Source organism: Curtobacterium sp. MCBA15_013, from assembly GCF_001865095.1.
In the GTDB taxonomy this organism is placed as follows: Bacteria; Actinomycetota; Actinomycetes; order Actinomycetales; family Microbacteriaceae; genus Curtobacterium.
On the sequence record NZ_MJGQ01000002.1, the window covers coordinates 138,408 to 164,573 of the forward strand.

Annotated in this window: 29 protein-coding genes; 14 read left to right on the forward strand and 15 right to left on the reverse strand. The window is 71.4% G+C overall.

Translation table 11 applies throughout. The features are described 5' to 3' along the window. Positions 1-109 precede the first annotated feature (109 nt). The 3 genes from BIV01_RS01685 to BIV01_RS19595 all read left to right on the forward strand — a co-directional run bounded on the left by BIV01_RS01685 (position 110) and on the right by BIV01_RS19595 (position 1,827). Positions 110-1,141, forward strand: coding sequence for a LacI family DNA-binding transcriptional regulator (locus tag BIV01_RS01685; protein WP_083413705.1), 1,032 nt, complete (start codon positions 110-112; stop codon positions 1,139-1,141). 105 nt (positions 1,142-1,246) lie between these two features. Next, positions 1,247-1,573 carry a hypothetical protein gene (locus BIV01_RS01690; protein WP_071301719.1) on the forward strand — a complete coding sequence of 109 codons (327 nt, stop codon included), beginning with the start codon at positions 1,247-1,249 and terminating at the stop codon, positions 1,571-1,573. Positions 1,574-1,674: 101 nt separating this feature from the next. Then, on the forward strand, positions 1,675-1,827 hold the full coding sequence (locus BIV01_RS19595; protein ID WP_156794738.1) for a hypothetical protein: 153 nt from the start codon (positions 1,675-1,677) through the stop codon (positions 1,825-1,827). Positions 1,828-1,862: 35 nt separating this feature from the next. Here the strand turns inward: BIV01_RS19595 and BIV01_RS01695 are convergent, their stop codons facing one another. Genes BIV01_RS01695 through BIV01_RS01705 form a run of 3 tightly spaced genes read right to left on the reverse strand, consistent with a single transcriptional unit; the run spans position 1,863 to position 4,962 of the window. Beyond that, on the reverse strand, positions 1,863-2,738 hold the full coding sequence (locus BIV01_RS01695) for an EamA family transporter (protein WP_083413706.1): 876 nt from the start codon (positions 2,736-2,738) through the stop codon (positions 1,863-1,865). A 10-nt stretch (positions 2,739-2,748) separates the two neighbouring features. After that, positions 2,749-3,411, reverse strand: coding sequence for a response regulator transcription factor (locus BIV01_RS01700; protein ID WP_071301720.1), 663 nt, complete (start codon positions 3,409-3,411; stop codon positions 2,749-2,751). Positions 3,412-3,450: 39 nt separating this feature from the next. Further along, positions 3,451-4,962: a sensor histidine kinase gene (locus tag BIV01_RS01705; protein WP_071301721.1), complete on the reverse strand. Its 1,512-nt coding sequence runs from the start codon at positions 4,960-4,962 to the stop codon at positions 3,451-3,453. A gap of 95 nt (positions 4,963-5,057) precedes the next feature. Here BIV01_RS01705 and BIV01_RS01710 point away from each other — a divergent pair, with 95 nt between their 5' ends. Further along, a complete protein-coding gene (locus tag BIV01_RS01710; RefSeq protein ID WP_071301722.1) occupies positions 5,058-5,636 on the forward strand; it encodes a hypothetical protein in 579 nt (192 codons plus the stop codon). An 18-nt stretch (positions 5,637-5,654) separates the two neighbouring features. Here BIV01_RS01710 and BIV01_RS01715 read toward each other — a convergent pair whose 3' ends face one another. Further along, the gene (locus tag BIV01_RS01715; RefSeq protein WP_071295900.1) at positions 5,655-7,058 is read right to left on the reverse strand and encodes a serine hydrolase domain-containing protein; all 1,404 of its coding nucleotides are present in this window, start codon (positions 7,056-7,058) and stop codon (positions 5,655-5,657) included. 34 nt (positions 7,059-7,092) lie between these two features. Between BIV01_RS01715 and BIV01_RS01720 the strand changes: the two genes are divergently transcribed. Together BIV01_RS01720 and BIV01_RS01725 are read left to right on the forward strand one after the other, a co-directional pair. After that, on the forward strand, positions 7,093-7,752 hold the full coding sequence (locus BIV01_RS01720; RefSeq protein WP_071301723.1) for an FMN-binding negative transcriptional regulator: 660 nt from the start codon (positions 7,093-7,095) through the stop codon (positions 7,750-7,752). Then, entirely contained in the window at positions 7,749-9,224 is a 1,476-nt protein-coding gene (locus BIV01_RS01725) for an amidohydrolase (protein ID WP_071301724.1), read from the forward strand. Before BIV01_RS01720 ends, BIV01_RS01725 begins: the two co-directional genes overlap by 4 nt. A 6-nt stretch (positions 9,225-9,230) precedes the next feature. Here the strand turns inward: BIV01_RS01725 and BIV01_RS01730 are convergent, their stop codons facing one another. From BIV01_RS01730 to BIV01_RS01740, 3 genes are read right to left on the reverse strand one after another with little or no spacing between them, the layout of a single operon-like run. Further along, positions 9,231-10,157, reverse strand: coding sequence for an Fpg/Nei family DNA glycosylase (locus tag BIV01_RS01730; RefSeq protein ID WP_070416593.1), 927 nt, complete (start codon positions 10,155-10,157; stop codon positions 9,231-9,233). A 19-nt stretch (positions 10,158-10,176) separates the two neighbouring features. Beyond that, positions 10,177-10,665 carry a ribose-5-phosphate isomerase gene (locus BIV01_RS01735; protein WP_070416594.1) on the reverse strand — a complete coding sequence of 163 codons (489 nt, stop codon included), beginning with the start codon at positions 10,663-10,665 and terminating at the stop codon, positions 10,177-10,179. A 22-nt stretch (positions 10,666-10,687) separates the two neighbouring features. Then, the gene (locus BIV01_RS01740) at positions 10,688-11,317 is read right to left on the reverse strand and encodes a helix-turn-helix domain-containing protein (protein ID WP_083413707.1); all 630 of its coding nucleotides are present in this window, start codon (positions 11,315-11,317) and stop codon (positions 10,688-10,690) included. Here BIV01_RS01740 and BIV01_RS01745 point away from each other — a divergent pair. After that, positions 11,316-11,843, forward strand: a complete 528-nt coding sequence (locus tag BIV01_RS01745) for a GNAT family N-acetyltransferase (protein ID WP_071301725.1) — start codon at positions 11,316-11,318, stop codon at positions 11,841-11,843. The genes BIV01_RS01740 and BIV01_RS01745 overlap by 2 nt on opposite strands. Before the next feature lie 265 nt (positions 11,844-12,108). Here BIV01_RS01745 and BIV01_RS01750 read toward each other — a convergent pair whose 3' ends face one another. Beyond that, the gene (locus tag BIV01_RS01750) at positions 12,109-12,669 is read right to left on the reverse strand and encodes a mycothiol-dependent nitroreductase Rv2466c family protein (protein WP_217637385.1); all 561 of its coding nucleotides are present in this window, start codon (positions 12,667-12,669) and stop codon (positions 12,109-12,111) included. 207 nt (positions 12,670-12,876) lie between these two features. Here BIV01_RS01750 and pepN point away from each other — a divergent pair, with 207 nt between their 5' ends. The 3 genes from pepN to BIV01_RS01765 all read left to right on the forward strand — a co-directional run bounded on the left by pepN (position 12,877) and on the right by BIV01_RS01765 (position 17,047). Beyond that, positions 12,877-15,456: an aminopeptidase N gene (pepN, locus tag BIV01_RS01755; RefSeq protein ID WP_071301726.1), complete on the forward strand. Its 2,580-nt coding sequence runs from the start codon at positions 12,877-12,879 to the stop codon at positions 15,454-15,456. Between the two features lie 77 nt (positions 15,457-15,533). Further along, positions 15,534-16,610 (forward strand): mechanosensitive ion channel family protein, encoded by a 1,077-nt coding sequence (locus BIV01_RS01760; RefSeq protein ID WP_071301727.1) that lies wholly within the window; start codon positions 15,534-15,536, stop codon positions 16,608-16,610. Beyond that, a complete protein-coding gene (locus tag BIV01_RS01765) occupies positions 16,607-17,047 on the forward strand; it encodes a globin (RefSeq protein ID WP_229085056.1) in 441 nt (146 codons plus the stop codon). Before BIV01_RS01760 ends, BIV01_RS01765 begins: the two co-directional genes overlap by 4 nt. 73 nt (positions 17,048-17,120) lie before the next feature. Here the strand turns inward: BIV01_RS01765 and BIV01_RS01770 are convergent, their stop codons facing one another. Continuing rightward, positions 17,121-17,963, reverse strand: a complete 843-nt coding sequence (locus BIV01_RS01770) for an NAD(P)H-binding protein (RefSeq protein WP_071301728.1) — start codon at positions 17,961-17,963, stop codon at positions 17,121-17,123. Positions 17,964-18,001: 38 nt separating this feature from the next. Beyond that, positions 18,002-18,703 (reverse strand): hypothetical protein, encoded by a 702-nt coding sequence (locus BIV01_RS01775; RefSeq protein ID WP_071301729.1) that lies wholly within the window; start codon positions 18,701-18,703, stop codon positions 18,002-18,004. 58 nt (positions 18,704-18,761) lie between these two features. Between BIV01_RS01775 and BIV01_RS01780 the strand changes: the two genes are divergently transcribed. Next, the gene (locus BIV01_RS01780) at positions 18,762-19,619 is read left to right on the forward strand and encodes an acyl-CoA thioesterase (RefSeq protein WP_071295908.1); all 858 of its coding nucleotides are present in this window, start codon (positions 18,762-18,764) and stop codon (positions 19,617-19,619) included. A gap of 26 nt (positions 19,620-19,645) precedes the next feature. Here BIV01_RS01780 and BIV01_RS01785 read toward each other — a convergent pair whose 3' ends face one another. Both BIV01_RS01785 and ettA read right to left on the reverse strand, forming a co-directional pair. Then, the gene (locus tag BIV01_RS01785; RefSeq protein ID WP_071301762.1) at positions 19,646-20,101 is read right to left on the reverse strand and encodes an acyl-CoA thioesterase; all 456 of its coding nucleotides are present in this window, start codon (positions 20,099-20,101) and stop codon (positions 19,646-19,648) included. A 29-nt stretch (positions 20,102-20,130) separates the two neighbouring features. After that, positions 20,131-21,816 carry an energy-dependent translational throttle protein EttA gene (ettA, locus tag BIV01_RS01790; RefSeq protein WP_070416603.1) on the reverse strand — a complete coding sequence of 562 codons (1,686 nt, stop codon included), beginning with the start codon at positions 21,814-21,816 and terminating at the stop codon, positions 20,131-20,133. A gap of 157 nt (positions 21,817-21,973) precedes the next feature. Here ettA and BIV01_RS01795 point away from each other — a divergent pair, with 157 nt between their 5' ends. Continuing rightward, a complete protein-coding gene (locus BIV01_RS01795; protein ID WP_070416604.1) occupies positions 21,974-22,696 on the forward strand; it encodes a hypothetical protein in 723 nt (240 codons plus the stop codon). 28 nt (positions 22,697-22,724) lie between these two features. Here the strand turns inward: BIV01_RS01795 and BIV01_RS01800 are convergent, their stop codons facing one another. From BIV01_RS01800 to msrA, 3 genes are all read right to left on the reverse strand, one after another. Then, positions 22,725-23,348 (reverse strand): single-stranded DNA-binding protein, encoded by a 624-nt coding sequence (locus BIV01_RS01800; RefSeq protein WP_071301730.1) that lies wholly within the window; start codon positions 23,346-23,348, stop codon positions 22,725-22,727. A gap of 131 nt (positions 23,349-23,479) precedes the next feature. Beyond that, positions 23,480-23,683, reverse strand: a complete 204-nt coding sequence (locus BIV01_RS01805) for a hypothetical protein (RefSeq protein WP_070416606.1) — start codon at positions 23,681-23,683, stop codon at positions 23,480-23,482. 38 nt (positions 23,684-23,721) lie between these two features. Beyond that, the gene (gene msrA / locus BIV01_RS01810) at positions 23,722-24,249 is read right to left on the reverse strand and encodes a peptide-methionine (S)-S-oxide reductase MsrA (protein WP_070416607.1); all 528 of its coding nucleotides are present in this window, start codon (positions 24,247-24,249) and stop codon (positions 23,722-23,724) included. Positions 24,250-24,413: 164 nt separating this feature from the next. On the opposite strand from msrA, the gene BIV01_RS01815 reads away from it, so the two are divergent. Further along, complete coding sequence (locus BIV01_RS01815; protein ID WP_070416608.1) at positions 24,414-24,680, forward strand: hypothetical protein; 267 nt, start codon at positions 24,414-24,416, stop codon at positions 24,678-24,680. A 112-nt stretch (positions 24,681-24,792) separates the two neighbouring features. Beyond that, positions 24,793-26,166, forward strand: a complete 1,374-nt coding sequence (locus tag BIV01_RS01820) for a hypothetical protein (RefSeq protein ID WP_071301731.1) — start codon at positions 24,793-24,795, stop codon at positions 26,164-26,166.

The following is a 26,166-nucleotide window of genomic DNA, read 5'->3' on the forward strand; positions in this document are numbered from 1 at the left end:
CTCGTGACTCCTTCGTCGTGGTGCGCGTCATGCTGAACCGGTTCAGTCCCCGTCACCGATCCGTGTGAATGGAGCGATGATTTCCGACTAAAGCGTTATAGTCAACCCCGTGGCCCAGAACCGTCGTACGACGATCGCCGACATCGCCGCACGAGCCGGCGTGTCCATCAGCGCCGTCTCGTTCGCGCTCAACGACCGCCCCGGCGTGTCCGACGAGACCCGCGCGCGGGTGCAGGCCATCGCCCGCGAACTCGACTGGCAGCCGCACACCGCCGCACGCGCCCTGGGCGGTGCGAAAGCCGGGTCGATCGGCTTCGTGCTGAACCGGCCGGCCCGGACGCTCGGCACCGAGTCGTTCTTCGGCGACCTCATCTCGGGCATCCAGCTCGGGCTCGCCGGCAGTCACGTCGGCATGAACCTCCTCGTCGCGCGGGACGCCGCCGAGGAGCTCCAGACCTACCGGGACTGGTGGCGCGGACACCGGGTCGACGGCGTGATCGTGATCGACCCCCGCCGCGACGACGACCGGCTCACGCTGCTCACCGAGCTCGGGATGCCCACCGTCGTCGTCGGGTCGCACCCCTCGGCCGAGCCCGCGGCACCGACGGTCTGGATCGACGACTCCGACGCGACCGACACCGTGCTGCGGTACCTGCACGCGCTCGGGCACCGGCGGATCGCGCACGTCGCCGGACGACCGGAGTTCGAGCACACGGCGATGCGGATCGATCGCCTCCGCGAGTTCACCGCGGCCGAGGGGCTCGAGGACGCCGTGTCGATCCCGACCGACTACTCCGCCGAGGCCGGGGCGAGCGCGACCAGATCCCTGCTCTCCCGGAGCGTCCGCCCCACCGCGATCGTGTACGACAACGACGTGCTCGCGGTCGCCGGGCTGGGCGTGGCGAGCGAGATGGGCGTGCGCGTGCCGGGCGATGTCTCGATCGTGTCGTTCGACGACTCGGCGATGGTCCGGCTCGTGCGGCCGTCGATCACCTCGCTCACGCGTGACACGGTCGAGCTCGGGCAGCGGGCGGCGACGCTCCTGCGCGAGCAGATCGACGCCGGCTCGCCGCTGCCGTCGCGCCCGGGGCCGTCGCTGACGCTGAGCGTGCGCGAGTCGACCGGCCGCGTGCGCCCCTGACCCGCCTGCGGCGCAGGCACGTCGACACGCCGATCCCGGGCGCCGCGTGCGCACGGGCAGCGCGGCCGACTTGACGCCGGTTCGAACACACGTTCGAATACTCTCGTGGGACGGCGTCGCGAGAACCGGTGGCAGCCCCCGGAACACCCGGAGGTCGAGCGTCCGCGCGCCTACTCCCTCTCCGAGGACGCCCGCGGTCCGGACGTCTGCCACGCCGTCACCCCCGTGCCGGTCTGGGCGTGGGTCCAGTTCCCCACGTTCCACGTCCGCGTGAAGGCCTTCGCGAAGAGCTGGACCCGCGACGCCGTCCTCGTCGAGTGGGCGCAGTTCGGGCAGCAGGCGAACGCGTGGGTGTGGCGGTCCGCGGTGAAGCACCGCACCCTGCGCGCGGATGCGACGCGGCGCAGTCCGCAGAACGCACCGCCGCATTGACTTGCCCGGACATGGCGAGGATCGTTTACGGAACACCGGTACAGCAAGTAACTCACTGATCGAGACATTCGGTCCGAGTGCTGACACTGGGAGGAGGCACCATGAAGAAGAGCGAGGTGCCGTCCTGGGTCGCCCACGTGCTCACCCCACCCGAGGTCATCGCGGCCTACGTCGAACGACGGGTCAACGACCCGGCGTTGCTGACGGGTGAACACACGGAGCCCACGTACGCGGACTTCCTGCGCGACGAGTAGACGGTCTTTCCGGAGGCGCGGCACACGTTCTTGACTCACGGAACGGGATCCGCGCCTCCCGTTCGACCGCCCCGACCACGACGCGCAGACAGCGTCACGCCCACGCTCGCGGCGGTGACGCACGCGAGGGCGACGACCTCGAGCAGCGCGAGCGCTTCGTGCAGGATCAGCAGGCCCGCGAGGGCCGCGATCGCCGGCCCGAGGCTCTGCAGCACCCCGAAGACACGGGTCGGCATCCGCCGGAGCGCGAGCATCTCGAGCGCGTAGGGCAGGACGCTCGACAGCACGGCGACGCCGCCGAACACGAGGAGGAGCACCGGTTCACGGACGACCCCGTCGACCGCCGACCGGAGCCCGAACGGCAGCGACACGAGCATCGCGACGAGCATCGACACGGCGAGCCCGTCCACGCCGGGGATCGCGGCGCCCACGTGCCGGTTCATGACGATGTAGCCCGCCCAGCACACCGCGGCGAGGACAGCGAACACGACTCCGCCGACCGCGGTCACCGCCGCCGGACCGACCCCGAGCAGCACGACCCCGGCGAGCGCCAGCACCGCCCAGAGCACGTCGCGCCACCGTCGGGTGTGCACGAGGGAGAGGGCGAGCGGGCCGAGGAACTCGATCGTCACCGCGACCCCGATCGGGATGCTCGCGAACGCCACGTAGATGAAGACGTTCATGCCGCCGAGCGCCAGCCCGAGGCCGATCGCACCGAGCCACTGCTGCCGGGTCCAGTGCCGGACGCGCGGCCGGACGACGAGCGCGAGGACGACGGCCCCGATGACGAGCCGCAGTGTGGCGGCACCGACCGAGCCGACGTCGTCGAACCGGGTCTTCGCGATCGCGGCGCCGAGCTGCACGGACACCATCGCCGCGAGGGCGAGGAGCGGCGCCGGGACGCGGTTCACCGGTGCGCCGTCACCCGAGGTAGGCGAGCACGGCGAGGACCCGACGGTGGTCCTCGCCCGTGTCCTCGAGCGCGAGCTTGCCGAAGATGCTCGAGACGTGCTTCTCGACCGCGCCGGTGCCGATCACGAGCGCGCGGGCGATCGCGGCGTTGGTGCGACCCTCGGCCATCAGCCCGAGGACGTCGCGCTCGCGCGGCGTGAGCGCTGCGAGCGGGTCACGGCGGCGGCTCATGAGCTGGGTGACGACCTCGGGGTCGAGGACGGTGCCGCCGGCGGCGATGCGGCGGACGGCGTCGTCGATCTCCTCGAGCCGGGTGACGCGGTCCTTGAGCAGGTAGCCGATGCCGGTCGCGCCCGCCGCGAGGACGTCCTCGGCGTAGGTGGCCTCGACGTACTGGGACAGCAGGAGCACGCCGGTGCGCGGAGCCCGGCGCCGGGTCTCGACGGCTGCGCGGACGCCCTCGTCGGTGAAGGTCGGCGGCATCCGCACGTCCATCACCACGACGTCGGGGGCACCGTCGGGGAGCGTGGCGAGGAAGGAGTCGGCGTCGGCGTACTGCCCGATGACGTCGATGCCCGCTTCGTCGAGCACGCGCGAGAGTCCTTCGCGCAGGAGCACGGCGTCGTCGACGACGACGGCCCGGATGCGTGCTGCATCCAGGCCGTCGCTCATGCCGACCAGCCTAGTGGGAGCGCGGACGCTCCCGGGGGCTCACGAACGCGTCGTGGGCACGCCGTTCAGGGCGCCGAGCGGGATCCGTGCCGTCGCCTCGGTCGGACCGCCCTCGGGGCTCGAGACCGTCAGCTCGCCGTCGAGGGCGCGCATCCGACCCATCAGCCCCTCGATGCCGTGTCCCTCCTGCGGGCGGGCCCCACCGCGGCCGTCGTCGGTGACGCTGACCGTGAGGTACCAGAGTCCGGAGGCGTCGACCACGAGTCCGAGGTACACCCCGGCGGTCGAGGCACCGGCGTGCTTCGTGGTGTTCGTCAGCAGCTCGCTCACCGTGAAGTACACGTTGCGCTGGATCTCGGTCGCGAGCTCGAGCCCGTCGGGCAGGCGGACGTCGAGGCCGACGGGGATCGGGGTCCGGGCGACGAGGGCCTCGAGCGCGGCGACGAGCCCGCGGTCGAGCAGGATGGGCGGTGCGAACCCGCGGGAGAGTGCACGCAGTTCGTCGAGGGCGTCCTGGGCGTGCTCCGACGCCTCGCCGATGAGCTGCTTCGCCTTCGCCGGGTCCTTGTCGAAGGCACGCTCGGCCGCGGACAGGTCCATGCGCAGGCGGACGAGTCGCTGCTGCGGGCCGTCGTGCAGGTCGCGCTCGATCTGGCGGAGTGCCTGGCCCTCGGCGGTGACGGCGCCGGCACGGGAGGCCTGGAGCCCGGCGACCCGACGCTCGAGCTGCTCCGCACGGAACCCGCCGAGCAGACCGAAGTCGATCCAGAAGTGCGCGATCACGGAACCGCGGGCCCACAGCGGGAAGAGCACCACCGAGGCGGCCATCGACAGGAGTCCGAGGAACCCGAAGCCCACGACGGACGTCATGTCCCACCCGAAGTACTGCGCGCTCATGCCGTTCACGAACGCGACCCCGGCGAGCCCGATCGGCCAGAGGAAGCCGGCGAGGAGCAGTGCGCCGGCGCCCACCGTGCAGAGCGCAGCGATCGGGTACACGACCGCCGCGTGCAGCAGGTACAGCCAGTAGTGCGGGTTGGCGACGGCCGAGCCCGTGCGCGTCCACCAGTTCTGCTGCCACCGGGGCGTCCAGTCGACCGGTCGGATCGGGCGGTCGTCGGCCCACCCGATGCGGAGCTTCTCGAACTGGCCGAGCCACCGCGCGACGAACAGCGCGATGAAGAACATCAGCAGGACGAACGGGTTGAAGAGGTCGCGGAAGCCGCCGCCGAAGATCGCCGCGGGGAACGCGGCGTAGAGCGTGCAGAGCAGCACCGCCGTCAGTGCCATGTAGCCGAAGTCGCGCGGCAGGCGCTTCCACGCCTCGCGGTAGAACGCACCGGCGGTCATGCCCGTGCCCGATCCGGACCCACCGGGCGAGGTCGGGTGTGCCGGCGGGACGCTCGGGCCCTGGCCGCTCGCGGGCGGCGTCGAGGACCACGTCGGGGGCGTCTGGTTCGGCTGTGCGGGCATCGGTTCGGTGGCTCCTGGCGGGACGGAGTCGTGCAGCGGGACGGTCTCGGCCTGGTCGAGGCGGGCGGTGTCGGTCATGACACCAAGCCTCGCGATCACCGGCTCGATCCCCCATCCTGCCCCCTCCCGAACCGGAGGTGGGGTTATCCCCCGCACCGGCGTACCGTGTGGCCATGGGGAACACCACGGGGGTCCGGGTCGTCTCGGCGGCTGCCACGGTCGCAGCACTCGTCTTCGGGGTCGAGGGGCTCAGCGACGCGTCGGCGGTCCTCGCCTTCGGCCCACCGGCACTGCGGCTCGTCGCCACGGTGGTGGCGGGTGTCTGCGGAGCGGTCGTGCTCGTGGCCGCGCTGCGCTCCCGGGACCGCCGCGCCCTCGCGTTCGCCGTCGCCGTGCTCGCGTTCGCCCTCGCATGGGCCGTCCCGGGGCCGGTCGCCGCGGCCCTCTACTGGGTCGCCCGCGCGGCAATGGTCGCGTTCGGCGTGCTGACCATCCGTGGTCTGCGTGGACCGCAGCGCGTGCTCGGCTGGGTCGTGACGATCGCCGCGGCGCTGTGGTTCGTCGTGTCCCTGCTGTCGCAGACGGTCCCGCCGCCCTCCACCGCGCAGGAGGTCCTCACCGTCGTGTACGCGGTCCCCGGTGTGCTGCAGGCGGTCGCGTTCCTCGCGGCGGCCGTCCTCGTCGCCGTGCCCCTGCTCCGCCCGGTCGGCACCGGCGCGGGGTCGCTCTGGTCCTCCGGCGAGGTCCGCTGACCCGGACCGGTCCCCCGCTCAGACCAGACCCGCGGCGACCTCCGGCGTCTCCACCGGGATCGTCCACGGCTCCGACGTCATGCCGCCGCCGGCCCGGATCGACAGCACGGAGCCGTCGGCGTCGCGGCGGTACGTCACGTCCTCGTCGATCGACCCGAACCGGTTGCCGTGGGTCATCCGGAGCGTGTCCGCGTCGACGACCTCGAGCCGCGTCGGGGTGACGAGCGGCTCGGGTGCGGACGGGTCGACCTCGACGAGCCGGTCACCGATCCGGGCGATGTCGCTCACACCCCAGGGGTTCGCGAAGCGGCCGGTGAACGTGCTCGTGTCGACATCGGCCGGCACCGGGGTGCCCGGGGCGTCCGCGTCGGCCGCTGCGTCGAGGAACTGCACGATGGCGGTGGCGATGAGCGTCGCGGGGCCGGCCGCCGCGCTCGTCAGCACGGAGACGACGAGCCCGGACGCGGGGTCGAACAGCGACTGCGTGATGTGCCCGGGGAACCCGCCGGAGTGGCCGCGGACCTCTCGCCCGCCGATCCGGTCGACGATGAACCCGGCGCCGTACCCGCGTGCTGCCGGGTCCTCCGTGGCGCTCCACGCCTTCCGCTGGGCGAGCCGCTTCGAGTGGTCGTCGAGCAGGGTGCCGTGGCCGATGACGTGCTGCGAGAAGTACCGGACGAGGTCGGACGCCGTGCCGTGGAACCCCGTCGCCGCAGCCATCGCTCGCGTGTCGACGTGGTCGAGGCGGTGCCGGGTGCGCGCGGTGTGGAACCCGGAGTAGCCGACCACGAAGTCGTCCGCGCGGGCGGGGTCCCAGTCGGGACCGGTGTTCCGCAGCCCCAACGGCTCGGTGATCGACTCGCGGACGAAGTCGCCGTAGGACTGCCCGGAGACCGCCGCGATGACGAGTCCGAGCAGCGAGTACCCGAGGTTCGAGTAGTTGAACGACGAGCCTGCGGGGACCTTCTGGCCCCGGTCGAGGACGAGCGCGAGGAGCTCCTGTTCGTCCGGGAAGGGGCGCAGCTGCGACCAGTAGTCGCCGTCGTGGCCGTCCCGGATGACCCCGGCGCCCATCTCCATGAGCTCGCGGAGGGTCGCGTCGGCGAGGGGCGAGCCGCCGTCGACGAGTGCGGGGACGTACGTGCCGACCGTGTCGTCGAGCCGGAGTGAGCCCCGCTCGGCGAGCTGCAGGAGCGCGGTCGCGGTGAAGGTCTTCGAGTGCGAGGCGATGCGGAACAGGTCCGTCGTCCTGAGGCGCCGGCCGGCCTCGACGTCGGCGTAGCCCCAGGCCTCGTCGAGGAGGACCTCGTCGTCGTAGCCGATCGCGACCTGCACGCCGGGGATCCGGAGTTGCCACACCTTGTACGCGATCCACTCGCGGACGTAGGGCAGGACGGTCTCGTACGCAGCGCGGTTCGACATGCCCTCCACCCTCGCATGTGCCACGCTGGCGGGCATGCGACACACACCGCACTTCCTGATGACCGACGTCGACGAGGTGCGACGCCTGATCGGGGGCAACCCGTGGGCGACGATCGTCTCGCACACCGAGGCCTGGCTGGTCGCGTCGCACTACCCGTTCCTGCTCGAGACGCCCGCACCGGGCGGCGCTGCCGACCCCGACGAGCTCGTCCTGGTGTCGCACGTCGGCCGCCCGGACGAGGTGGCCCACGAACTCGGTCGACACGAGGTGCTCGTCGTGTTCCAGGGCCCGCACGGCTACGTCTCGCCCGCCTGGTACCCGCCGGAGCAGTTCGTGCCGACCTGGAACCACGTGACGGCGCACTGCTGGGGCACGCCGGAGATCCTGTCCGACGAGGAGAACTTCCGCGTCCTCGGCGAACTCGTCGACCACTTCGAGCGGGTGATGCCCGAGCCGGTCTCCCTCGAGGTCGACGAGGAGACGGCACGCTGGATGGCGAAGGGCGCCGTGGGGATCCGCATCCGCGTCACCCGGTTCGACGCCCGCGCGAAGCTCTCCCAGAACAAGGCACCGGAGGTGGTGGACCGGATCGTCGCGGGGCTGCGCGGCGACGGTCCGTACGCCTCGCCGGCACTCGCCGACGAGATGGAGCGCGCCCACGCGGCACGCGCGGCAGCCCCGGAGGCGCGGTGAACGAGGTCCTGCTCCGCACCGTCCGACGGGTGGGCACGTCCGGCGCCCCGTCCGACGTCCGGATCGTCGACGGGCTGGTCACCGAGATCGCGCCGGCCGGCACGCTCGACCCCACGGACGCCGACACCGACGTCGTCGAGACGGCCGGCGCCTGGCTCGGCCCCGGGCTCGTCGACCACCACGTGCACTTCGACCAGTGGGCCCTCGTCCGCCGTCGCGTCGACGTGTCGGCCTGCGACTCGGCGGAGGCGACCGCCGACCTGCTGGCGGAGGTGGCACGCACCGGTGTGGCGGACCGCGTCCTGATCGGCCACGGCTACCGCGACGGGATGTGGCCCCGCCCTGCACGACGTGCGCTGCTCGACCGGATCGAGCCGCGCCTCCCGATCGTCGTCATCAGCGGTGACCTGCACGCCGTCTGGTGCAACGCCGCCGCGCTGGAGCACTTCTCCGGCATCGTCGGCCGCCCGCTCGTCGCCGGCGACGACGGGGTGCTCCGCGAGCAGGACGCGTTCGACGTGACCGGCGCGCTCTCCCGCGTGCCGGACGAGGTGCTCGACGGCTTCGTCGCCGACGCCGTCGAGGCGGCCGCCGCCCGCGGCGTGACCCGGGTGACCGACCTCGAGATGACGTTCGGACTCGACCGCTGGACCCGTCGTGTGCAGGCCGGCACGGACGGCCTCCGCGTCGACTCGGGGGTCTACCCGGCCGACCTCGACGCTGCGATCCGACGGGGACTCCGCACCGGCGACGTCGTCGAGGGCACTCGCGGGCTCGTCCGGACGGGCCCGTTCAAGGTGATCACCGACGGCTCGCTCGGCACCCGGACGGCGGCGACGGCCTCCGGCGACGGCGTGCTCGTGTGGTCGTTCGACGACCTCGTGGCGATGGTCCGTCGGGCGGTCGACGCCGGACTCGTCCCCGCGGTGCACGCGATCGGCGACCGGGCGAACACCCTCGCGCTCGACGTCTTCGAGGCGGTGGGCGCACGCGGCACGATCGAGCACGCGCAGTTGCTGGCGGACACCGACCTGGAGCGGTTCGCGCGGCTCGGGGTGGCCGCGTCCGTGCAGCCCGAGCACGCGATGGACGACCGCGACATCGCCGACCGCTACTGGGCCGGGATGACCGACCGGGCGTTCCCGTTCGCGTCCCTCGACCGTGCTGGTGCCCGGCTGCTGCTCGGCTCGGACGCGCCGGTCGCGCCGCTCGACCCATGGGTGTCGATGGCCGCGGCCGTCGGACGCGACCGGGACGGCCGCGAGCCGTGGCACCCGGCCGAACGCCTCGGCGTGCTGACGGCCTGGCGCGGGTCGACCGAGGGCGGTCGGGTCGGGGTGGCCGTCGGCGACGTCGCGGACCTCGTGCTGCTCGAGGCGGATCCGCTCGCGGCGACCGGGTCCGGGCCGCTCCGGCGAGCCCGGGTGCTGGCGACCGCGATCGCCGGACGGTTCACGTACCGCGACGTGTGACCCGCGCTACTTCTGGTCCTTCGGGCACCAGTAGAGCTTCCGGCCGGCCATGTCGGCCATCCGGATCTCGGTGCCGCACACCCGGCAGGGTTCGCCCTGGCGGTGGTAGACCCAGTGCCGGTCCTTCCGGGACCGGACGGCCTTCGCGTGCTCGCTCTTCGACAGGCCGTCCATGGTGAGCATGAGGCCGTCGCGGACGCCCTCGTGCAGGAGCTTCGACCAGTCGTGCCAGAGCGCCTTCGCCTGCTTGACGGTGAGCTGCTTGCCCGGCTTGTAGGGGTCGATGCGCTGCCGGAACAGCAGCTCGGCGCGGTAGATGTTGCCGATGCCGCTCACGACGGCCTGGTCCATGAGCAGCTGGCCGATCGCGACGTTCCGCTTCCGGACGTTGTCGACGAAGGTCTTCTCGGCCTCGGGGCCGTCGTCGTTGATCGGGTCCGGGCCGAGCTTGTCGAGCGCCTTCTGCACGCCGGCCGGGTCCTCGACGACGCACGCCGTCGGACCGCGGAGGTCGGCGACCGTGTCCTCGGTGAGCAGCCGCACGCGAACCTGCCCGACGGGGTCCGGCGGGAACGCCTCGATCGGGTCCTCGACCTTCTCCTGCTCGGCCATCCGGTAGCGGGCGAGACGGGGAGCGCCGATCGACGTCAGGGACTCCTCGCCGTCGTCGTCCGACAGCGCCCCGGCGGTGGAGAGGTCCCCCGCGAAGTCCCACGCCCCGTAGAGGCCGAGGTGGACGCGCAGGAACCGGTCGCCCTCGAACTCGAGGAACATCTGCTTGCCGACGGCCCGGGCAGCGACCATGCGCGTGCCGTCGAGCTGGGCGGCACCGGCGGCGAACCGTCCCTGCGGACTCGACACCTCGCAGCGTTTGCCGACGAAGTGCCGGGTGAACTGGTTGGCGATGCGGTGGACGGAGTGACCCTCGGGCATTGCTCTTGTCTACTCGGCCTTACTGGTCGATCTGCTTGCCGGCGATCAGGCCGGTGGTCTCGTACTCGGCGAGCTGCGCGATGCGGCGGGCGTGACGCTCCTCGCCCGAGAACGGCTCGGCGATGAACAGGTCGACGAACCGGATCGCTTCGTCCTCGGTGTGCTGGCGGGCGCCGATCGAGATGACGTTGGCGTCGTTGTGCTGGCGGGCGAGGAGCGCGGTGGACTCGTTCCACACGAGCGCGGCGCGGACGCCCTCGACCTTGTTCGCGGCGATCTGCTCGCCGTTGCCGGACCCCCCGAACACGACACCGAGCGCCTGGACGCCCGCACGCTGGTCCTGCACCACGGCGTGCGCGGCGTTGATGCAGAACGAGGGGTAGTCGTCGAGCGCGTCGTACTCGGTCGGACCGTGGTCCACCACCTCGTGCCCGGCCTCCGTCAGGTGCGTGGCGAGGGTCTTGTTGAACTCGAGGCCGGCGTGGTCCGTTCCGAGGTGGATGCGCATGGGATCGATCCTATTCCTGCGGCTACTGCCCCCGGACCACGACCACGACGTACCGCGTGGGCTCCTCGCCCGGGTTCCGGTAGACGACGTCGGCGGGGTCCCCGAGCTCGATGCGGTCCCCCGCGGCGAGCCGCGTCGGCTCGCCGCCGACGACGAGTTCGAGCACGCCGTCGACCACCCAGATGCAGTGGCGCAGGAACGCGTAGGCGGACGCCGGGTAGGCCACTTCGCGGCCGGACGGGAGGCGCACCTCGGTGACGTCCGCGGGGAAGGCCGCACTCGAGATCGGTCGACGCCGGTACCCGGTCTCGGGATCGGTCCAGGAGTCGGCGGTCGCGCCGCGCTGGACGCCCCGCGCGTCGTCGGGATCGGTCGCCCGGGGCACCTCGTGGTCGAGGGACTCGTCGAGGAGCTGTGAGACCGTGAGTCCGAACGCTCCCGACAGCCGCCCGAGGATGGTCGCCGTGGGGCTCGACACCCCGCGTTCGACGCGGTTGATCATGGCACGGGAGACCCCGGACTCCTCGGCGAGCTCGGTGAGGCTCCACTTCCGCTCCGTGCGCAGGCGCTGCAGGCGCTCGCCGAGCCGTCGCTGGTCGGCGTCGTCCGCCGTTTCCGGTTCCGACTCTGGTGCGTCTACGATGTGAGACATGACGACAGCATATGCGACGAACGGGTCGGGTCCGGTCACCGTCCGGGAGTGCGAGCCGCGCGACCTCGACGTCGTCCACGCGCTGCACGTCGACGCCGTCCTGCACTCCACCGCCATCTGGCAGGAGGAGCCGCACCCGCGCTCGTACTTCGACGGCTGGCTCGCCGAGCGTCGCGCCGACGGCTGGCCGGTCCTCGTCGCCGAGGTCGGCGGGCAGGTCGCCGGCTACGCGACGTACTCGCAGTGGCGGCCGCACCAGGGGTACCGGCTGACGGTGGAGCACAGCGTGTACGTCGTCGAGGCGTTCCGCGGGCGGGGCATCGCGACCGTGCTCATGGACGCCCTCGTCGCACGGGCACGGGCGGAGGGGCGGCACGTCCTGATGGCGGGGATCTGCAGCGAGAACGCCGGGTCGATCGCGCTGCACACCAAGCTCGGGTTCGACACGGTGGCCGTCGTGCCCGAGGTCGGACGCAAGTTCGACCGCTGGCTCGACCTGACGCTCATGCGGCTGCCGCTCGCCTGAGCCGGGCCGGCGGGGCGGACGCGCGCCGCGCCTCCTGGCCCCCGCGCGCAACCAAAGCGCATCCGAACCGGACGTTCCCGCGGTTCGGGTGCACTCCGGTCGTGCGGCGACCATCCGCGCCGGGTGCCGACCGGACGGTCCCCGTGGTCGTGGCGCGTGACGGCGCACAACGAAAGTGCATCCGAACCGGACGTTGTCGTGGTTCGGGTGCACTCCGGTTGTGCGGCGACCATCCGCGCCGGGTGACGCCCCCGCCGGGCCGACGTCAGTCGGTGGTGTCGAAGATCGGTCCGACGGTCCGCGAGCGCTTGAGCTCGAAGAAGCCCGGGTACTTGGCGACCGCGACGACGCCGTCCCACAGGTCGAGCGCCTCCTGGCCCTTCGGCGCCGGCGAGATGACCGGGCCGAAGAAGGCGGTGCCCTCGACGGCGATGACCGGCGTGCCGACGTCCTGGCCGACCCGGTCGATGCCGTCCTGGTGGCTGGCGCGGACGGCCTGGTCGACCTCGTCCGTCCAGGCGTACTCGAGCAGGTCGGCGTCGAGGCCGAGCTCCGCGAGCACCGCCGGCACGACCTGCTCCGGGTCCTGCTCCTGGCGGTGGTGGATGTGCTCGCCGAGCGCGTCATAGAGCGGCTTGACGATCTCCTGCCCGAGGCGGAGCCGTGCCGCGGTCACGATGCGCGGGTAGACCTGCCCGGCCACGAGCCGCTCGCGGTAGGTGTCCGGGACGTCCTGGTCCTCGTTGAGGACGAACAGGCTCATCACGTTCCAGGTGACGTCGAGGTCGCGGTGCCGGGCGACCTCGCCGACCCAGCGGCTCGTCATCCAGGCCCAGGGGCAGTTCGGGTCGAACCAGAACTCCACAGCGGTGCGGTCGGCGGTCGTCTTGTCCACAGTCGTGTCGGTCACGGATGCGAGCGTACGCGTGCTCGCTAGGCTGGAGGCGACCGTCCCGCCGGTGCACGACGCCGTGCCGGGACCCCCTCACGCGGACAAGGACCGTCCGTGTGCAACCGCGAAGATGGAGCGTCCGTGCCCGGAGAGAACCTCACCCGAATCGAAGCCCAGGAACGTGCCGCGATCGTCGACGTGCAGACGTACGACGTCGAGCTCGACCTGACCCGCGGTGCCGAGACGTTCGGCAGCACCACGCGGGTGCGCTTCACCGCCACCGCCGGTGCGTCCACGTTCATCGACGCCATCACGAAGTCGGTGCACTCGATCACGCTGAACGGCACGGCGCTCTACGTCGCCGCCGTGAACGACGGGGTCCGTATCCAGCTCGACGGCCTGCAGGAGCAGAACGAGCTCGTGGTCGTCAGCGACGCGCTCTACACGAACACGGGCGAGGGCCTGCACCGCTTCGTCGACCCGGTCGACGACGAGGTGTACCTGTACTCCCAGTTCGAGGTGCCCGACTCGCGTCGCATGTTCGCCGTGTTCGAGCAGCCCGACCTCAAGGCCGAGTTCACCTTCACCGTGACGGCGCCGTCCCGGTGGCAGGTCGTCTCGAACTCCCCCACGCCCGAGCCGCACGTCGACGGCGACATCGCCACGTGGGCCTTCCCCCCGACGGCGAAGATCTCGAGCTACATCACCGCGCTCGTCGCCGGCCCGTACGAGGTCGTTCGCGACGAACTGACGAGCCGCGACGGTCGGACCATCCCGCTGGGCGTCTTCGCGCGGAAGTCGCTGGCCGAGTACCTCGACCCCGAGTACGTCTTCGAGACCACGAAGAAGGGCTTCGCCTACTACGAGGAGAAGTTCGACGTCCCGTACCCCTTCGAGAAGTACGACCAGCTGTTCGTGCCGGAGTTCAACGCCGGCGCGATGGAGAACGCCGGGGCCGTCACCTTCACGGAGACCTACGTCTTCCGGTCGAAGGTGACCGACGCCATCAAGGAGCGCCGGGTCGTCACGATCCTGCACGAGCTCGCCCACATGTGGTTCGGCGACCTCGTCACCATGAAGTGGTGGAACGACCTGTGGCTCAACGAGTCCTTCGCCGAGTGGGCCTCGACGATCGCCACGGCCGAGGCCACCGAGTGGACCGAGGCGTGGACCACGTTCCAGGCGATGGAGAAGTCCTGGGCCTACCGCCAGGACCAGCTCCCCTCGACGCACCCGATCGTCGCGACGATCAACGACCTCGAGGACGTCCAGGTCAACTTCGACGGCATCACGTACGCCAAGGGCGGCTCCGTCCTGAAGCAGCTCGTGGCGTGGGTCGGCATCGACGCGTTCTTCGCGGGCGTCTCGGCGTACTTCAAGAAGCACCACCACTCGAACACCGAGCTGCGCGACCTGCTCGTCGAGCTCGAGGCCACCAGCGGCCGTGACCTCTCCGAGTGGTCGAAGGCCTGGCTCGAGACCGCCGGGGTGAACACGCTCCGCCCCGAGATCGAGGTCGACGAGTCCGGCGCGATCACGTCGTTCGCCGTGCTGCAGGAAGCGCCGGCCGACTACCCGACGCTCCGTCCGCACCGCCTGGCGATCGGCGTCTACGCCGTCACGCAGGACGCGGACGCACCGTTCGGCGCCGACACCGCGTCCTCCGGCGGCAAGCTCGAGCGCGTGCACCGCGTCGAGATCGACGTCGACGGTGCCCGCACCGAGGTCCCGGAGCTCGTCGGCGTGCAGCGCGGCGACCTCGTGCTCCTCAACGACGACGACCTCGCCTACGCCAAGATCCGTCTCGACGAGCACTCGCGCCGGACCGCCATCGAGCACCTCGCCTCGATCGCGAACCCGCTCGCCCGCTCGATCGTGTGGGGCGCGATGTGGGACGCCACGCGTGACGCCGAGTCGCCCGCCAGCGACTACGTCCGCCTGGTGCTCGGCAACATCGCCACCGAGACCGAGTCGACCACGATCCGCACGACGCTCTCGCAGCTGCTCCTGACCGCGCGCAACTACGTCGCGCCGGCGAAGGTCGACCAGACCGTGCGCACCGTCGGCGACACGCTCTGGAACCTCGCGTCGAGCGCCGAGGCCGGTTCCGACGCGCAGTTCCAGTTCGTGAAGTTCTTCGCGCAGATCGCCTCCACGCCCGAGCACGTGGCCACCCTGAGCGGCCTGCGCGACGGCTCGGTGACGCTGAACGGGCTCGAGATCGACACCGACCTGCGCTGGGAGCTGCTCGAGGGCCTCGTGCTCGCGGGTGCCGCCTCCGGCGCCGAGGTCGACGCCGAGCTCGCTGCGGACAAGACCGCGTCGGGCGAGCAGGCCGCCGCGCGTGCCCGTGCGACGATCCCCACGGCCGAGGGCAAGCTCGCCGCGTTCTCGTCGCTCGTGGACTCGTCCGAGCTGCCCAACGCGATCGTGCGCCAGACCACGGTCGGGTACCAGCACGTGAACAGCCCGGTCGTGCTCGAGGGGCTCGTCCCGAAGTACTTCGACGTGCTCACGCGCATCTGGGCCGAGCGCAGCTACCACATGGCTGACACCATCGTCTCGGGGCTCTACCCGGCGCCGCTCGCGTCGGCCGAGCTGCGGGACGCCGCGGTCGCGTGGCTCGAGGCGCACCCGGAGACCCCGGCGCTGCGTCGCATCGTGTCCGAGAGCCTGGCGGGGACCGAGCGTGCCCTGCGGGTCCAGGCGGCGGACGCCTGAGTCTCGGATGAGGATCGGCGGGGTCCTGGCGTTCCCCAGCGGACACCAGGGCCCCGCCCTCTAGCATCGACCGGATCATGATCTTGGCTGCAGTTCCCTCCCCGACCCCGTCAGGCCCGGCAGAGGCCGTCTCGCAGACGTTCGGCGAGTTCGTCGACACCTGGCACGTCCCGATCACGATCGTCATCACGATCCTCGCCGCGCTGGTCCTGCGGATCATCCTGCGGCACTCGATCAAGGGCGTCGTCGACCGCGTCGTGAACGGCGTGAAGAAGCGTCAGGGCGCGACCGACACGCAGGCACTCATCGCGTCGCCGATCCAGACCGCCCGCGTCGTCCAGCGCACCCGCACCCTCGGCAGCGTGCTCGAGAACCTCGCGACGGTGATCGTCGTCGTGCTCGCACTCGTCGTCATCATCCCGCTCGTCATCCCGAACGCGGCCGTCGGGATCGTCGGTGGCGCCTCGCTCGTCGCCGCCGGGCTCGCGGTCGGCGCACAGAGCATCGTGCGCGACCTGCTCTCCGGCGTGTTCATGATCCTCGAGGACCAGGCCGGCGTCGGCGACGTCGTCGACACCGGCCAGGCCACCGGCGTCGTCGAGAACGTCGGGCTGCGGGTCATGCAGATCCGCGACGTGAACGGCATCCTCTGGTTCGTGCCGAACGGGCAGATCCTGCGCGTCGGCAACCTTTCCCAGGGCTGGTCGCGCGTCCTCGTCGACATCACGGTCCCGTACGACACCGACATCGACGCCGTGCAGGACGCCCTCCTCAAGGCCGCGGTCACGATGTCGCAGGAGCCCCGGTGGCGCCAGCGCATCGTCGAGAAGCCGGAGATCTGGGGCCTGCAGTCGATCACGGACGCCGGCATGGTGTTCCGGCTCGTCGTGAAGACGCGGGCGTCCGAGCTCGACGTCGTCGGCCGCGAGCTCCGCGTCCGACTGAAGCACGCCGTCGACGAACTCGGCGTGACCCTGCCCGCGATGGCGATGATCATGCCCGCCGGGTGGGAGAACGCGACCTCGATCAACGGTCTGCGCACCGTGCGGACCCAGCCGACGCCGGCGCCGACCAAGCCCCGGCGCGGCCGCAAGAACGTCCTCGGTCAGCCGATCCAGACCGACGACCCCGACGCCGGGAAGGACCCGCGATGACCGACCCCACCCCGCCCGCACAACCGATCACGCTGCGGGTCGGCGAGCACGGCGCCTCGGCCACCGGCTCCCTCTACGAGCGCATCGGCGGCGCACCCACCTTCGACCGGCTCGTCCGGCGCTTCTACGAGGGCGTGCAGCAGGACGACGTCATCTGGCCGATGTACCCGGCGGACGACCTCGAGGGGGCGATCTGGCGTCTCTCGGCCTTCCTGCAGCAGTACTGGGGCGGCCCGGGGACCTACAGCGAGGAACGCGGCCACCCCCGCCTGCGGATGCGGCACATGCCGTTCCGGATCACGTCCGAGGCCCGCGAGCGCTGGCTCCACCACATGCGCGAGGCGGTCGAGTCCCTCCAGCTCGCGCCCCTCGACGAGGCAGAGCTCTGGGCCTACCTCGACCGGGCGGCACACGCCATGACGAACACGTTCGACTGACGGACGTGCGCGGATGACGGACTGGAGGCGCGGTGCCAGCTGGCGCCGTCCCTCCAGTCCGTCACCGGTCGCGTCAGCGGACGTAGGAGCCGTCGGCGAGGTCCTCGACGAGCGGGGGCCGGGTCGGGTTCCACCCGAACGCGCTGCGCGCATGGGCACCCGAGGCCTCCTGGTGGAGCAGCAGCGCGTCGGCGTACTCGGTGCCGAGGCGCTCGCGGCTGGCGTCGACGCTCTCGGCCACGATCGGCGAACCGTGCGCTCCCGCCTCCGCGATCTCGCGGACCGTCGGATTGTCCCCGGTGGCCGCGACGACGTAGCCGTCCTGCTCACCGCGGTGCAGGGCGAGGACGTAGAGCTCGCCGAGGTCGTCGGTGTGCACCGTCGTCCAGCGCTGCGAACCGTCACCGACGAGTCGGACCTCGTGCTCGCCGTCCCCGACGAACATCGCGGGGATGCCGGCGCCGCGGCCGTACACGATGCCGGGGGCGATGATCGTCGTCCGGACGCTGCTCGCCCGCACCGTCGCCTCGTTCGGCGCGCGCCAGGCGGTGAGTGCCGGCGGCGACAGCGGCGACTGCTCGGAGATGTCGGTCGAGTCGCCGAAGGTGAAGATCCCGCCGGTGTGCACGAACGGCTTCGGGGTGCCCTCGAGCGCGGCGAGCACGGTCGCGATGAAGTCCGCGTCGATGCCCTGGGCCGAGGCCGTGTGCACGACGGCGTCCGCCTCGTGTGCGAGCCGGCGGACGACGTCGGTGTCGGTGACGTCACCGACGAGGGCGCGGCCGCCCGCGTCGCGGACCGCCTGTGCCTTCTCGTCCGTGCGGACGAGGGCGGTGACCTCGTGCTCGTGGGCGACGAGTGCGCGGAGGACCGAGGAACCGATGTACCCGGACGCGCCGGTGAGGAAGACGTGCATGGAGCCAGCCAACCACGCCCGGTCCGGGAACCGGCTGCCTACGAGTTGAGGGTCCAGGCGCGACGCTTGACGAGCACGTGCCCGCGCGAGGTGGTCAGGCGGCTCCACGGGCCGGTCTCGAAGAGCCGCACCGGGTCGTGGCCGAGGAAGCCGAGGCTCTCCCCCGCGAAGCCGGCGCCGGCGGGGACGTGCTCGATGCCCGCGACCGGACGGCCCCAGACCTCTGATCGGACCTTGCGGACGATGGCCTCGCCGGCGTTCGTCGGGACGGCGTCGGCGACCTCGGCGATCCCGTCGCGCGCGGCACGGCGGAGGAGCTCCGGCGAGACGTCGGGCAGCGGGACCCAGCCACCGCGGGGCGGCGAGATCGCTGCCCAGGTGACGGTGTGGACCTCGAGCGGGAGCTCCACCTCGATCGGGGTCGCCCGGGTGGGGTCGGCACCGTCGGCGTGCTCGGCGTCGTGCGCCTCGGCGAGCAGCCGCAGACGTTCCTGCAGCGAGGCCAGCGGGACGACCGCGTCGACGGTCGCCGGCTGCGCGAGCGAGAACGTCCGCAGCCCGAGGACCGTCGGCAGTTCGTCGAGCAGCCCGAGCGGGTAGAGGATCGCGGTGTAGACCGCGAGGACGCCGGAGTCCGCGATGAGTCGGACGGAGCCGTCCTCGATGCGGGCGGCCCGTCCGAGGTAGGTGCGCAGGTCCCCGAGGGAGGCTGCGTCGGGAAGCGTGAACGAGGTGCCCATGTCACCCAGCAGCCTACCGGGCACGGCTCGGCGCCGGGGCGTTCGTAGACTGCTCGGTGTGAACGGCGAACCGGACTTCCTGCGGACCCTCAGACTCGAGGACACCGGCGCGAGCACCGGCGAGACGATCCTCACCGGCGCGAGCCACTGGTCCCCCGGCGGCCGGGTGTTCGGCGGGCAGGTGCTCGCGCAGTGCATCGTCGCCGCGCAAGCCACCATCGAGGACCGCGACATCCACTCGATGCACGGCTACTTCCTCCGCCCCGGCGACATCGACGTCCCGATCACCTTCGGTGTGGAACGCATCCACGACGGGCGATCGTTCGCCGCGCGGCGGGTGCAGGCCTACCAGCGCGGTGTGCCGATCTTCTCGATGATCGCCTCGTTCCAGCGCCCGGACGTCGGCGTCGAGCACCAGGACCCGTTCCCCGTCGACGTGCCCGAACCGGAGTCCCTGCCCTCGGCCGCGTCGATCCTGTCGGCCATCGACCACCCGGTCGCTCGGGCGTGGGCCGAACGCTCCATCGACCTGCGGCACGTCGAGGGCCCGGTGTTCGTCGACGTCCAGGGCGAGCACATCGCCCACCAGGCGGTGTGGTTCCGGGTCGACGGCGACCTCCCCGCCGACCCGGCGCTGCACCGTGCCGTCCTCGCCTACGCGAGCGACCTGTCCATCCTCGAGCCGATCATGCGGCGTCACGGGGTGGCCTGGGGCACCCCCGGTGTGAAGAGCGCGAGCCTCGACCACGCGATGTGGTGGCACCGTGACGGCCGGGCCGACGAGTGGGTGCTCTACACGCAGGAGTCCCCGAGCGCGCAGGGCGGTCGGGGACTCGCGTTCGGGCGGATGTTCTCGCCGGACGGACGGCTGCTGGCTTCGGTCGCGCAGGAGGGGATGATGCGCGTCCCGCGCTGACCCGGCCGACGGTGCTGCAGTCCGTCCTACGGGCGGGAGAACTCCACCGGGGCTTCGACGTAGGCGGCGCACGCGTCCCGCTCGGCCTCGGTCAGCCGACGCGGACGGTTGCTGACGGCGTCGACCATCACGAGCGCGGTCGTCGCCCGGGTGTACAGCACCGCGGGCTCGTGCCCGGCCGGCGACCAGACCTCGTACGAGACGTCGATGCTCGCGCCGCCGAGCCGCCCGATCCACATCTGGATGTCGAGCGGCTGCCGCAGGTACGGGATCGACGCGAGGTACTCGAGGCGCTGCGCCGCGATCACGGTCATGGTGCCGGAACCCGGCCGCCCGTCGATGATCGGCTCCGGGACCGACCCGTCCGGAGCGCGCTCCTCGGGGTCGGGTCCCCAGAACCCCACGATGCGCGCCTCTTCCAGGAGGCGCAGCATCGCGGAGTTGTTGACGTGACCGTAGGCGTCGATGTCGCTCCACCGCATGCGGACCGGAGCGTGCAACCGCGCCACGGTCAGTCGCGGGTGAGCTTGCGGTACGTCGCCCGACCCGGCTTGGCCGCGTCGGCGCCGAGCCGCTCGATCTTGTTCTCCTCGTACGCCTCGAAGTTGCCCTCGAACCAGTACCAGTTCGGCGTGCCGTCCTCGTTCAGGCCTTCCCACGCGAGGATGTGCGTCGCGATGCGGTCGAGGAACCACCGGTCGTGCGTGATGACCACGGCACAACCCGGGTACTCGAGCAGCGCGTTCTCGAGGCTGCCGAGGGTCTCGACGTCGAGGTCGTTCGTCGGCTCGTCGAGGAGCAGCAGGTTGCCGCCCTGCTTGAGCGTCAGCGCCAGGTTCAGACGGTTGCGCTCACCACCGGAGAGCACCCCGGCCTTCTTCTGCTGGTCCGGACCCTTGAACCCGAACTGCGACACGTACGCACGCGACGGGATCTCGGTCTTGCCGACCTGGATGTAGTCGAGTCCGTCGGACACGACCTCCCACAGGTTCTTGTTCGGGTCGATGCCACCGCGGCTCTGGTCGACGTACGAGATGTCGACCGTCTCGCCGATCTTCAGCGTTCCGCCGTCGAGGGGCTCGAGCCCGACGATCGTCTTGAACAGCGTGGTCTTGCCGACGCCGTTCGGGCCGATCACGCCGACGATGCCGTTGCGGGGCAGCGTGAAGGACAGGTCGTCGATGATGATGCGCTCGCCGAACTGCTTGTGCAGCTTCTCGGCGTCGATGACCTGCGAGCCCAGGCGCGGGCCGACGGGGATCACGATCTCCTCGAAGTCGAGCTTGCGCGTGCGCTCGGCCTCGGTGACCATCTCCTCGTAGCGGGCGAGACGCGCCTTGGACTTCGCCTGGCGGCCCTTCGTGTTGCTGCGGACCCAGTCGAGCTCCGAGGAGAGGCGCTTCGCGAGCTTGGCGTCCTTCTTGCCCTGGACCTCGAGCCGGGCACGCTTCTTCTCGAGGTAGGTCGAGTAGTTGCCCTCGTACGGGTAGAGACGACCGCGGTCGACCTCGGCGATCCACTGTGCGACGTGGTCGAGGAAGTACCGGTCGTGGGTCACGGCCAGGACTGCACCGTGGTACTGCTGCAGGTGCTGCTCGAGCCAGAGGACGGACTCGGCGTCGAGGTGGTTGGTGGGCTCGTCGAGGAGGAGCAGGTCCGGCTTCTGGAGCAGCAGCTTGCAGAGCGCCACACGACGCTTCTCACCACCGGACAGGTGCGTGACGAGCTCGTCCCCCGGGGGGCACTGGAGCGCGGCCATGGCCTGCTCGAGCTGCGAGTCGAGGTCCCACGCGTCCGCCGCGTCGATGTCCTCCTGCAGGGTGCCCATCTCGGCGAGGAGCGCGTCGAAGTCGGCGTCCGGCTCGGCCATCTGCGCGGAGATCTCGTTGAAGCGCGTGATCTTCGCGTGGATCTCGCCGACGCCTTCCTGCACGTTCTCGAGCACCGTCTTCGACTCGTCGAGCTCGGGCTCCTGCATGAGGATGCCGACGGTGAAGCCCGGGGTGAGCTTCGCCTCGCCGTTGGACGGCTGGTCGAGACCCGCCATGATCTTCAGGATCGTCGACTTGCCCGCACCGTTCGGCCCGACGACGCCGATCTTGGCGCCGGGGAGGAACGACATCGTGACGTCGTCGAGGATCAGCTTGTCGCCGACCGCCTTGCGGGCGCGGACCATCTGGTAGATGTACTCAGCCATATCGCGCCAAGTGTACTGACAGTGCGGGGCGTCCGCCTGCCCGGTCGCCGGTTCGCCGGATCACGCACGGGGGCTGTTGCGCTCGCCGACTTCGACGTACCGTTTCCCCGCTCCGCACCGGGAGCACGGTCGATCGACCACCGGAGAGGATCAGGACATGTTCACCAAGCGTCTGCGCCGTCTCGCGCTCCCCCTCGCGGGAGCCACCGCGCTCACCGTCGCGCTGCTCGCCCCGGCGACGGCTGCCTCGGCAGCGTCGCCCGTCCCGCGCGGCAACCCCTACGTCCAGTACACCGCGCACCTCATCGAGAGCGGCTCGGGCACCGGGTACTCGTCGTACATCAACGTCCACGACGCCCACAACAACGCGTTCGCCGTGGGGATCCAGTCCGACACCGCCTCGTCCGTGAGCAAGGGGCAGCCCCGGTTCATCTGGGAGCGGGTGCAGAACGGCAAGTTCACGTACGGCTACATGGGCGGCGCCTCGCACAGCAAGACGTCGGTCGGGCTGCGCTGGTACAAGAACGACGTCGCGTCGGTCATCCTCAACAACCGCACGGTCGGCACGATCGCCCTGAACCTCGACGGTCGGCTCTTCTTCAACGCCGAGGCGAACGCCCGACTCAACGGTGACGTCGTGCACTCGCAGGTGAACGACATCTCGATCAAGGTCGGCGACTCGTCCGGTCGGACGGGGCTCGCCGGCACGTGGAACACGAGCTTCTCGTTCCACGGGCTCAAGGCGAAGCAGACGAACAGCCCGAAGGTCCAGGGTGCGAGCTTCTCGATCGACGGACGGGTCTCGGGGCTTCCCCGCGGCGGCAACTGGGACACCACCGAGGTCGCGGGCATCGCGATGATCGCCCAGAACTGGCGGTAGGCGCCCGGGAGCGGGGACGGGGACCGGCTCAGGCCGCGGCACGCTCGTCCCCGTCCACCACCGGGTCGACGCCCACGACGACGTCGAACTCGTGACCGATCGCCGCCGCGGCGTGGCGGGCGGCCTCGGCGCCGTCGGGCAGCTCCTCGCGGACGTCCGGCTCTGTCGGGTCGGGGTCGACACCCGGCACGGGGGTGCGGTCCGTGCCCGCCGTGCCGACCTCGCCGGTGACCGGGTCGACGTTCGGCAGGACGCCCGAGGTGCTCCCCGGAGGCGCGGTCCCCTCACCCGTGTGCCGCGGGACGCGCACCCAGTTGCTGATGCCCCAGGCGAGGTCGTGCCCGAGTGCCTCTGCGTCGATCTCGACGGAGGTGCCGCCGCGACCGTCCCGCTCCCACGTCCGGATGCGGATGCGCCCGGTGACGACGATGCGGTCGCCCTTCTTCAGGGAACGGTGCACGTTGGCCGCGAGCGATCGGAAGGCCGTGACGGTGTACCAGTTCGTGGCGCCGTTGGTCCAGGTCGAGGTCGCTCGGTCCCAGCGTCGGGACGGTGAGGCGAGGCGCATGCTCGTGATGGCGATGCCGGTGTCGGTCACGAGGTGACGTGGCTCGGTGGCGATGATCCCGCAGACGGTGATGGTGTCGTTCATGCGTCGATCGTCATCGAGCCCCGGGTCGCGGAAGCGACCCGGGGCTCGATCTGTGACTGGATGACTCGATCAGGTGCGTTGTGGAGGACGAGTCCCCCGCGCCTCCTGGTCGAGACGTGGGCACCGCGCGTTCAGTGCGCGCGGAACTCGGGTCGGTCCGCCAACGGGCCGAGCGCTGCGTGCACAGCACCCTTCGCCGACTCGAGCGACGGGTACGTCCCACCGCCCGCGCTCCGACCGTAGAGCTCGACGCGGAACCCGCCGTCTGCTCGGTGGATGCTGCCGACCGCTCCCGCTGGTCCGACCGCGACCCAGGTCCCGGTGTTGTTCGTCATCGTTCGACCACCTCCTCGTGGCCCCGACGTCCGGAGTCTCAGGACGCCAGGATGTACTGACTGTAGGCCTTGCGGACCTTGTTCACCTTGGGCAGTGCCACCGCGAGGCAGTAGCCCTGACCGGGGTTCTTCGCGAAGAAGTCCTGGTGGTACTCCTCCGCACGGTAGAAGGTACCGAGCGGTTCGATCGTCGTCACGATGCCGCCGTCCCAGATGTCCGAGGCGCGCGCGATCGCCCGCTCGAACAGGGCCTTCTGGTCGTCGTCGGCCGGGAACATCGCCGATCGGTACTGCGTGCCGACGTCGGCTCCCTGGCGGTTCAGCTGCCGCGGGTCGTGCAGCGTGAAGAACACGTCGAGGATGACGTCGGCCGGGATGACCGTCTCGTCGAAGGTGACCGCCACGGCCTCGGCGTGACCGGTCGTCCCCGTGCACACCGACTCGTACGAGGGGTTCTCGACCTCGCCGCCGACGTAGCCGGACACCACGTCCTGCACGCCCTGGAGCGTGCGGTACACGGCGTCGAGACACCAGAAACATCCACCTGCGAGCACGAAGGTCGTCATGGCCGCAACCTACCGCTCCCCGCTCGGAGCGAGCCGCGACCGGGGCACGCCTCCTCCACAACGCGCACGTCCCCGGCAACGCTCCCCGGATCGTCCGAGCGCACTCGGCGTGTCGGTGGTGGGCCGTACCGTCGGGGACACACCGACGAGCAGGAGGCACCACGATGCAGACGACGAACGAACCGGTCTTCCGGATCCGTACCGCGCCCGTGGCCCGCTCGCGCGGCGACCTCCGGATCCTCGACGTCCGCGACGACCTCAGCCGCGTGACCCGGGCGAACGGCGAGATCGTCGGGTACGTGGACCGCGTCGACGTCGCCGGGGGCACCGCCTACCGCGCCCGTCGGTACGTGTCGACCGAGCGACGCTTCGTCGAGCTCCCGAACGTCTGGTCGGCCGACGACGCCGTGGACTGCCTGCGCTGGGGCTGATCCGGCCTCACTGGACGACATGATGTTCCACATTGGAATCATGTCCGGTCGGATGCGCGGAACGCCGCCCGGCCTCCCCGATGCCTGACCGTTTCGTGAGTAGGGTGCGCGCATGGACTGGTGGAACGACCTGACCGACTGGATCTCGTCCGACAACGGCTGGCGCGTGATCTCCGGCGCGCTCATCCCGTTCGTCGCGATCGTCGTGGCGGGCGTCATCGCGGCGCTCATCGGCCGCGGGGCGACGAAGCGGGTCGTGGCGATGCAGGAACGCGAAGCGCGGAACGCCGCCGTCGCGGGCATCGTCTCGGCTGCACGCAAGGCCGCGACCTGGGGTTCCCTCGGGCACGACGAGCGCGCGTACGCCGACCACCTCGCCGAGGACGCCGACATCCGACTCCGTCTGCTCCCCGTTGCCGGTGCGCCCCTCGCGGCGAACTGGACGCAGCACGAGATCGCGGACATCAAGAAGAACTCCTCGACCTTCAGCTTCCAGGCGGAGCAGTCGCTCGCCGAGTTCCGTGACCGCATCCTCGAGTGGCAGGCACGACCGAACCGGGCGCGCAAGCTCTTCAAGAGCGACCTCGAGCGCTGGAAGTTCGATTCGCCCGACCCCGACGCCGAGCTGATCACGCGGCAGCAGGACTGGAACGCCGACCAGGCCGCCCCCGCGCGACCCACGGACGCCGGTACGACCACCGCGGTCCCTGCCGAGCGCCCGACGCCGACGACGACCTCCCTCCGGCCCGCCCCGGCGAACGCGCCCGCCCCGGCGAGCACGGCCGCCGCAGCCCCCGGCACCGGCGCCGCCGCGGCAGGCACCACTGCTGCCCCGTCCGCGGGCGCAGGCTTCTCGGTCACCCGCGGCGGCGCCGCACCGGTCGACCCGAACGCGACGACGCCGATCTCGGACACCTCCAGCACGAACCGGACGACCCCGATCTCCGACACGAACGCCACGAACGCCACGCGCGCGTACGGCGACGGCGCGACCCGCGCGTACGGCGAGGGCGCGACCCGCGCGTACGGCGACGGCGCCGCCACCCCGACCCGGGCGCCCCTGGGTTCGCCGGCATCGCCCGCCGGCACCCGCGGCTCGGCGACCGAGTCGACCGCGTCCGGCGGGGACACCGACAACGCCGACGCGGTCGACGACGTCCGACCGAGCAGCCCTCGCGGCACCGACCGTCCCACCACGGACCCCCGGAGCAGCGGGCCCCGCGGGGCGGACACGACCGGTCCCGACGCGAGCGCGACGCCGCCGGTCGCCAAGCCGACCTCGGCGGACGCGCACGTCAACCGCACCACGGAGTCCGACGCCCGCGGTGTCGACGCCTCGACCACCGCACACACCCGGTCGATCCCGACCCGCATCGCGGACGGCCCCGCCGAGCCGGCCGATGCGAACGAGACCTCGGAAGCGCCCTACACGCAGCCGATCAGCGCGAGCGAGCTCCGTCGCCGCGCTGCCGACGACGACGAGTAG

What these genes read in the sequence shown, in the direction of transcription:
- BIV01_RS19595 (WP_156794738.1), top strand. Translation starts at nt 1,675, where the DNA reads ATGAAGAAGAGCGAGGTGCCGTCCTGGGTCGCCCACGTGCTCACCCCA.
- BIV01_RS01700 (WP_071301720.1), bottom strand. Translation starts at nt 3,411, where the DNA reads ATGAGCGACGGCCTGGATGCAGCACGCATCCGGGCCGTCGTCGTCGAC.
- BIV01_RS01705 (WP_071301721.1), bottom strand. Translation starts at nt 4,962, where the DNA reads ATGACCGACACCGCCCGCCTCGACCAGGCCGAGACCGTCCCGCTGCAC.
- BIV01_RS01710 (WP_071301722.1), top strand. Translation starts at nt 5,058, where the DNA reads ATGGGGAACACCACGGGGGTCCGGGTCGTCTCGGCGGCTGCCACGGTC.
- BIV01_RS01715 (WP_071295900.1), bottom strand. Translation starts at nt 7,058, where the DNA reads ATGTCGAACCGCGCTGCGTACGAGACCGTCCTGCCCTACGTCCGCGAG.
- BIV01_RS01720 (WP_071301723.1), top strand. Translation starts at nt 7,093, where the DNA reads ATGCGACACACACCGCACTTCCTGATGACCGACGTCGACGAGGTGCGA.
- BIV01_RS01730 (WP_070416593.1), bottom strand. Translation starts at nt 10,157, where the DNA reads ATGCCCGAGGGTCACTCCGTCCACCGCATCGCCAACCAGTTCACCCGG.
- BIV01_RS01735 (WP_070416594.1), bottom strand. Translation starts at nt 10,665, where the DNA reads ATGCGCATCCACCTCGGAACGGACCACGCCGGCCTCGAGTTCAACAAG.
- BIV01_RS01745 (WP_071301725.1), top strand. Translation starts at nt 11,316, where the DNA reads ATGACGACAGCATATGCGACGAACGGGTCGGGTCCGGTCACCGTCCGG.
- BIV01_RS01740 (WP_083413707.1), bottom strand. Translation starts at nt 11,317, where the DNA reads ATGTCTCACATCGTAGACGCACCAGAGTCGGAACCGGAAACGGCGGAC.
- BIV01_RS01750 (WP_217637385.1), bottom strand. Translation starts at nt 12,669, where the DNA reads ATGACGAGCCGCTGGGTCGGCGAGGTCGCCCGGCACCGCGACCTCGAC.
- BIV01_RS01760 (WP_071301727.1), top strand. Translation starts at nt 15,534, where the DNA reads ATGATCTTGGCTGCAGTTCCCTCCCCGACCCCGTCAGGCCCGGCAGAG.
- BIV01_RS01765 (WP_229085056.1), top strand. Translation starts at nt 16,607, where the DNA reads ATGACCGACCCCACCCCGCCCGCACAACCGATCACGCTGCGGGTCGGC.
- BIV01_RS01770 (WP_071301728.1), bottom strand. Translation starts at nt 17,963, where the DNA reads ATGCACGTCTTCCTCACCGGCGCGTCCGGGTACATCGGTTCCTCGGTC.
- BIV01_RS01775 (WP_071301729.1), bottom strand. Translation starts at nt 18,703, where the DNA reads ATGGGCACCTCGTTCACGCTTCCCGACGCAGCCTCCCTCGGGGACCTG.
- BIV01_RS01785 (WP_071301762.1), bottom strand. Translation starts at nt 20,101, where the DNA reads ATGCGGTGGAGCGACATCGACGCCTACGGTCACGTCAACAACTCCGCG.
- ettA (WP_070416603.1), bottom strand. Translation starts at nt 21,816, where the DNA reads ATGGCTGAGTACATCTACCAGATGGTCCGCGCCCGCAAGGCGGTCGGC.
- BIV01_RS01795 (WP_070416604.1), top strand. Translation starts at nt 21,974, where the DNA reads ATGTTCACCAAGCGTCTGCGCCGTCTCGCGCTCCCCCTCGCGGGAGCC.
- BIV01_RS01800 (WP_071301730.1), bottom strand. Translation starts at nt 23,348, where the DNA reads ATGAACGACACCATCACCGTCTGCGGGATCATCGCCACCGAGCCACGT.
- BIV01_RS01805 (WP_070416606.1), bottom strand. Translation starts at nt 23,683, where the DNA reads ATGACGAACAACACCGGGACCTGGGTCGCGGTCGGACCAGCGGGAGCG.
- msrA (WP_070416607.1), bottom strand. Translation starts at nt 24,249, where the DNA reads ATGACGACCTTCGTGCTCGCAGGTGGATGTTTCTGGTGTCTCGACGCC.
- BIV01_RS01815 (WP_070416608.1), top strand. Translation starts at nt 24,414, where the DNA reads ATGCAGACGACGAACGAACCGGTCTTCCGGATCCGTACCGCGCCCGTG.
- BIV01_RS01820 (WP_071301731.1), top strand. Translation starts at nt 24,793, where the DNA reads ATGGACTGGTGGAACGACCTGACCGACTGGATCTCGTCCGACAACGGC.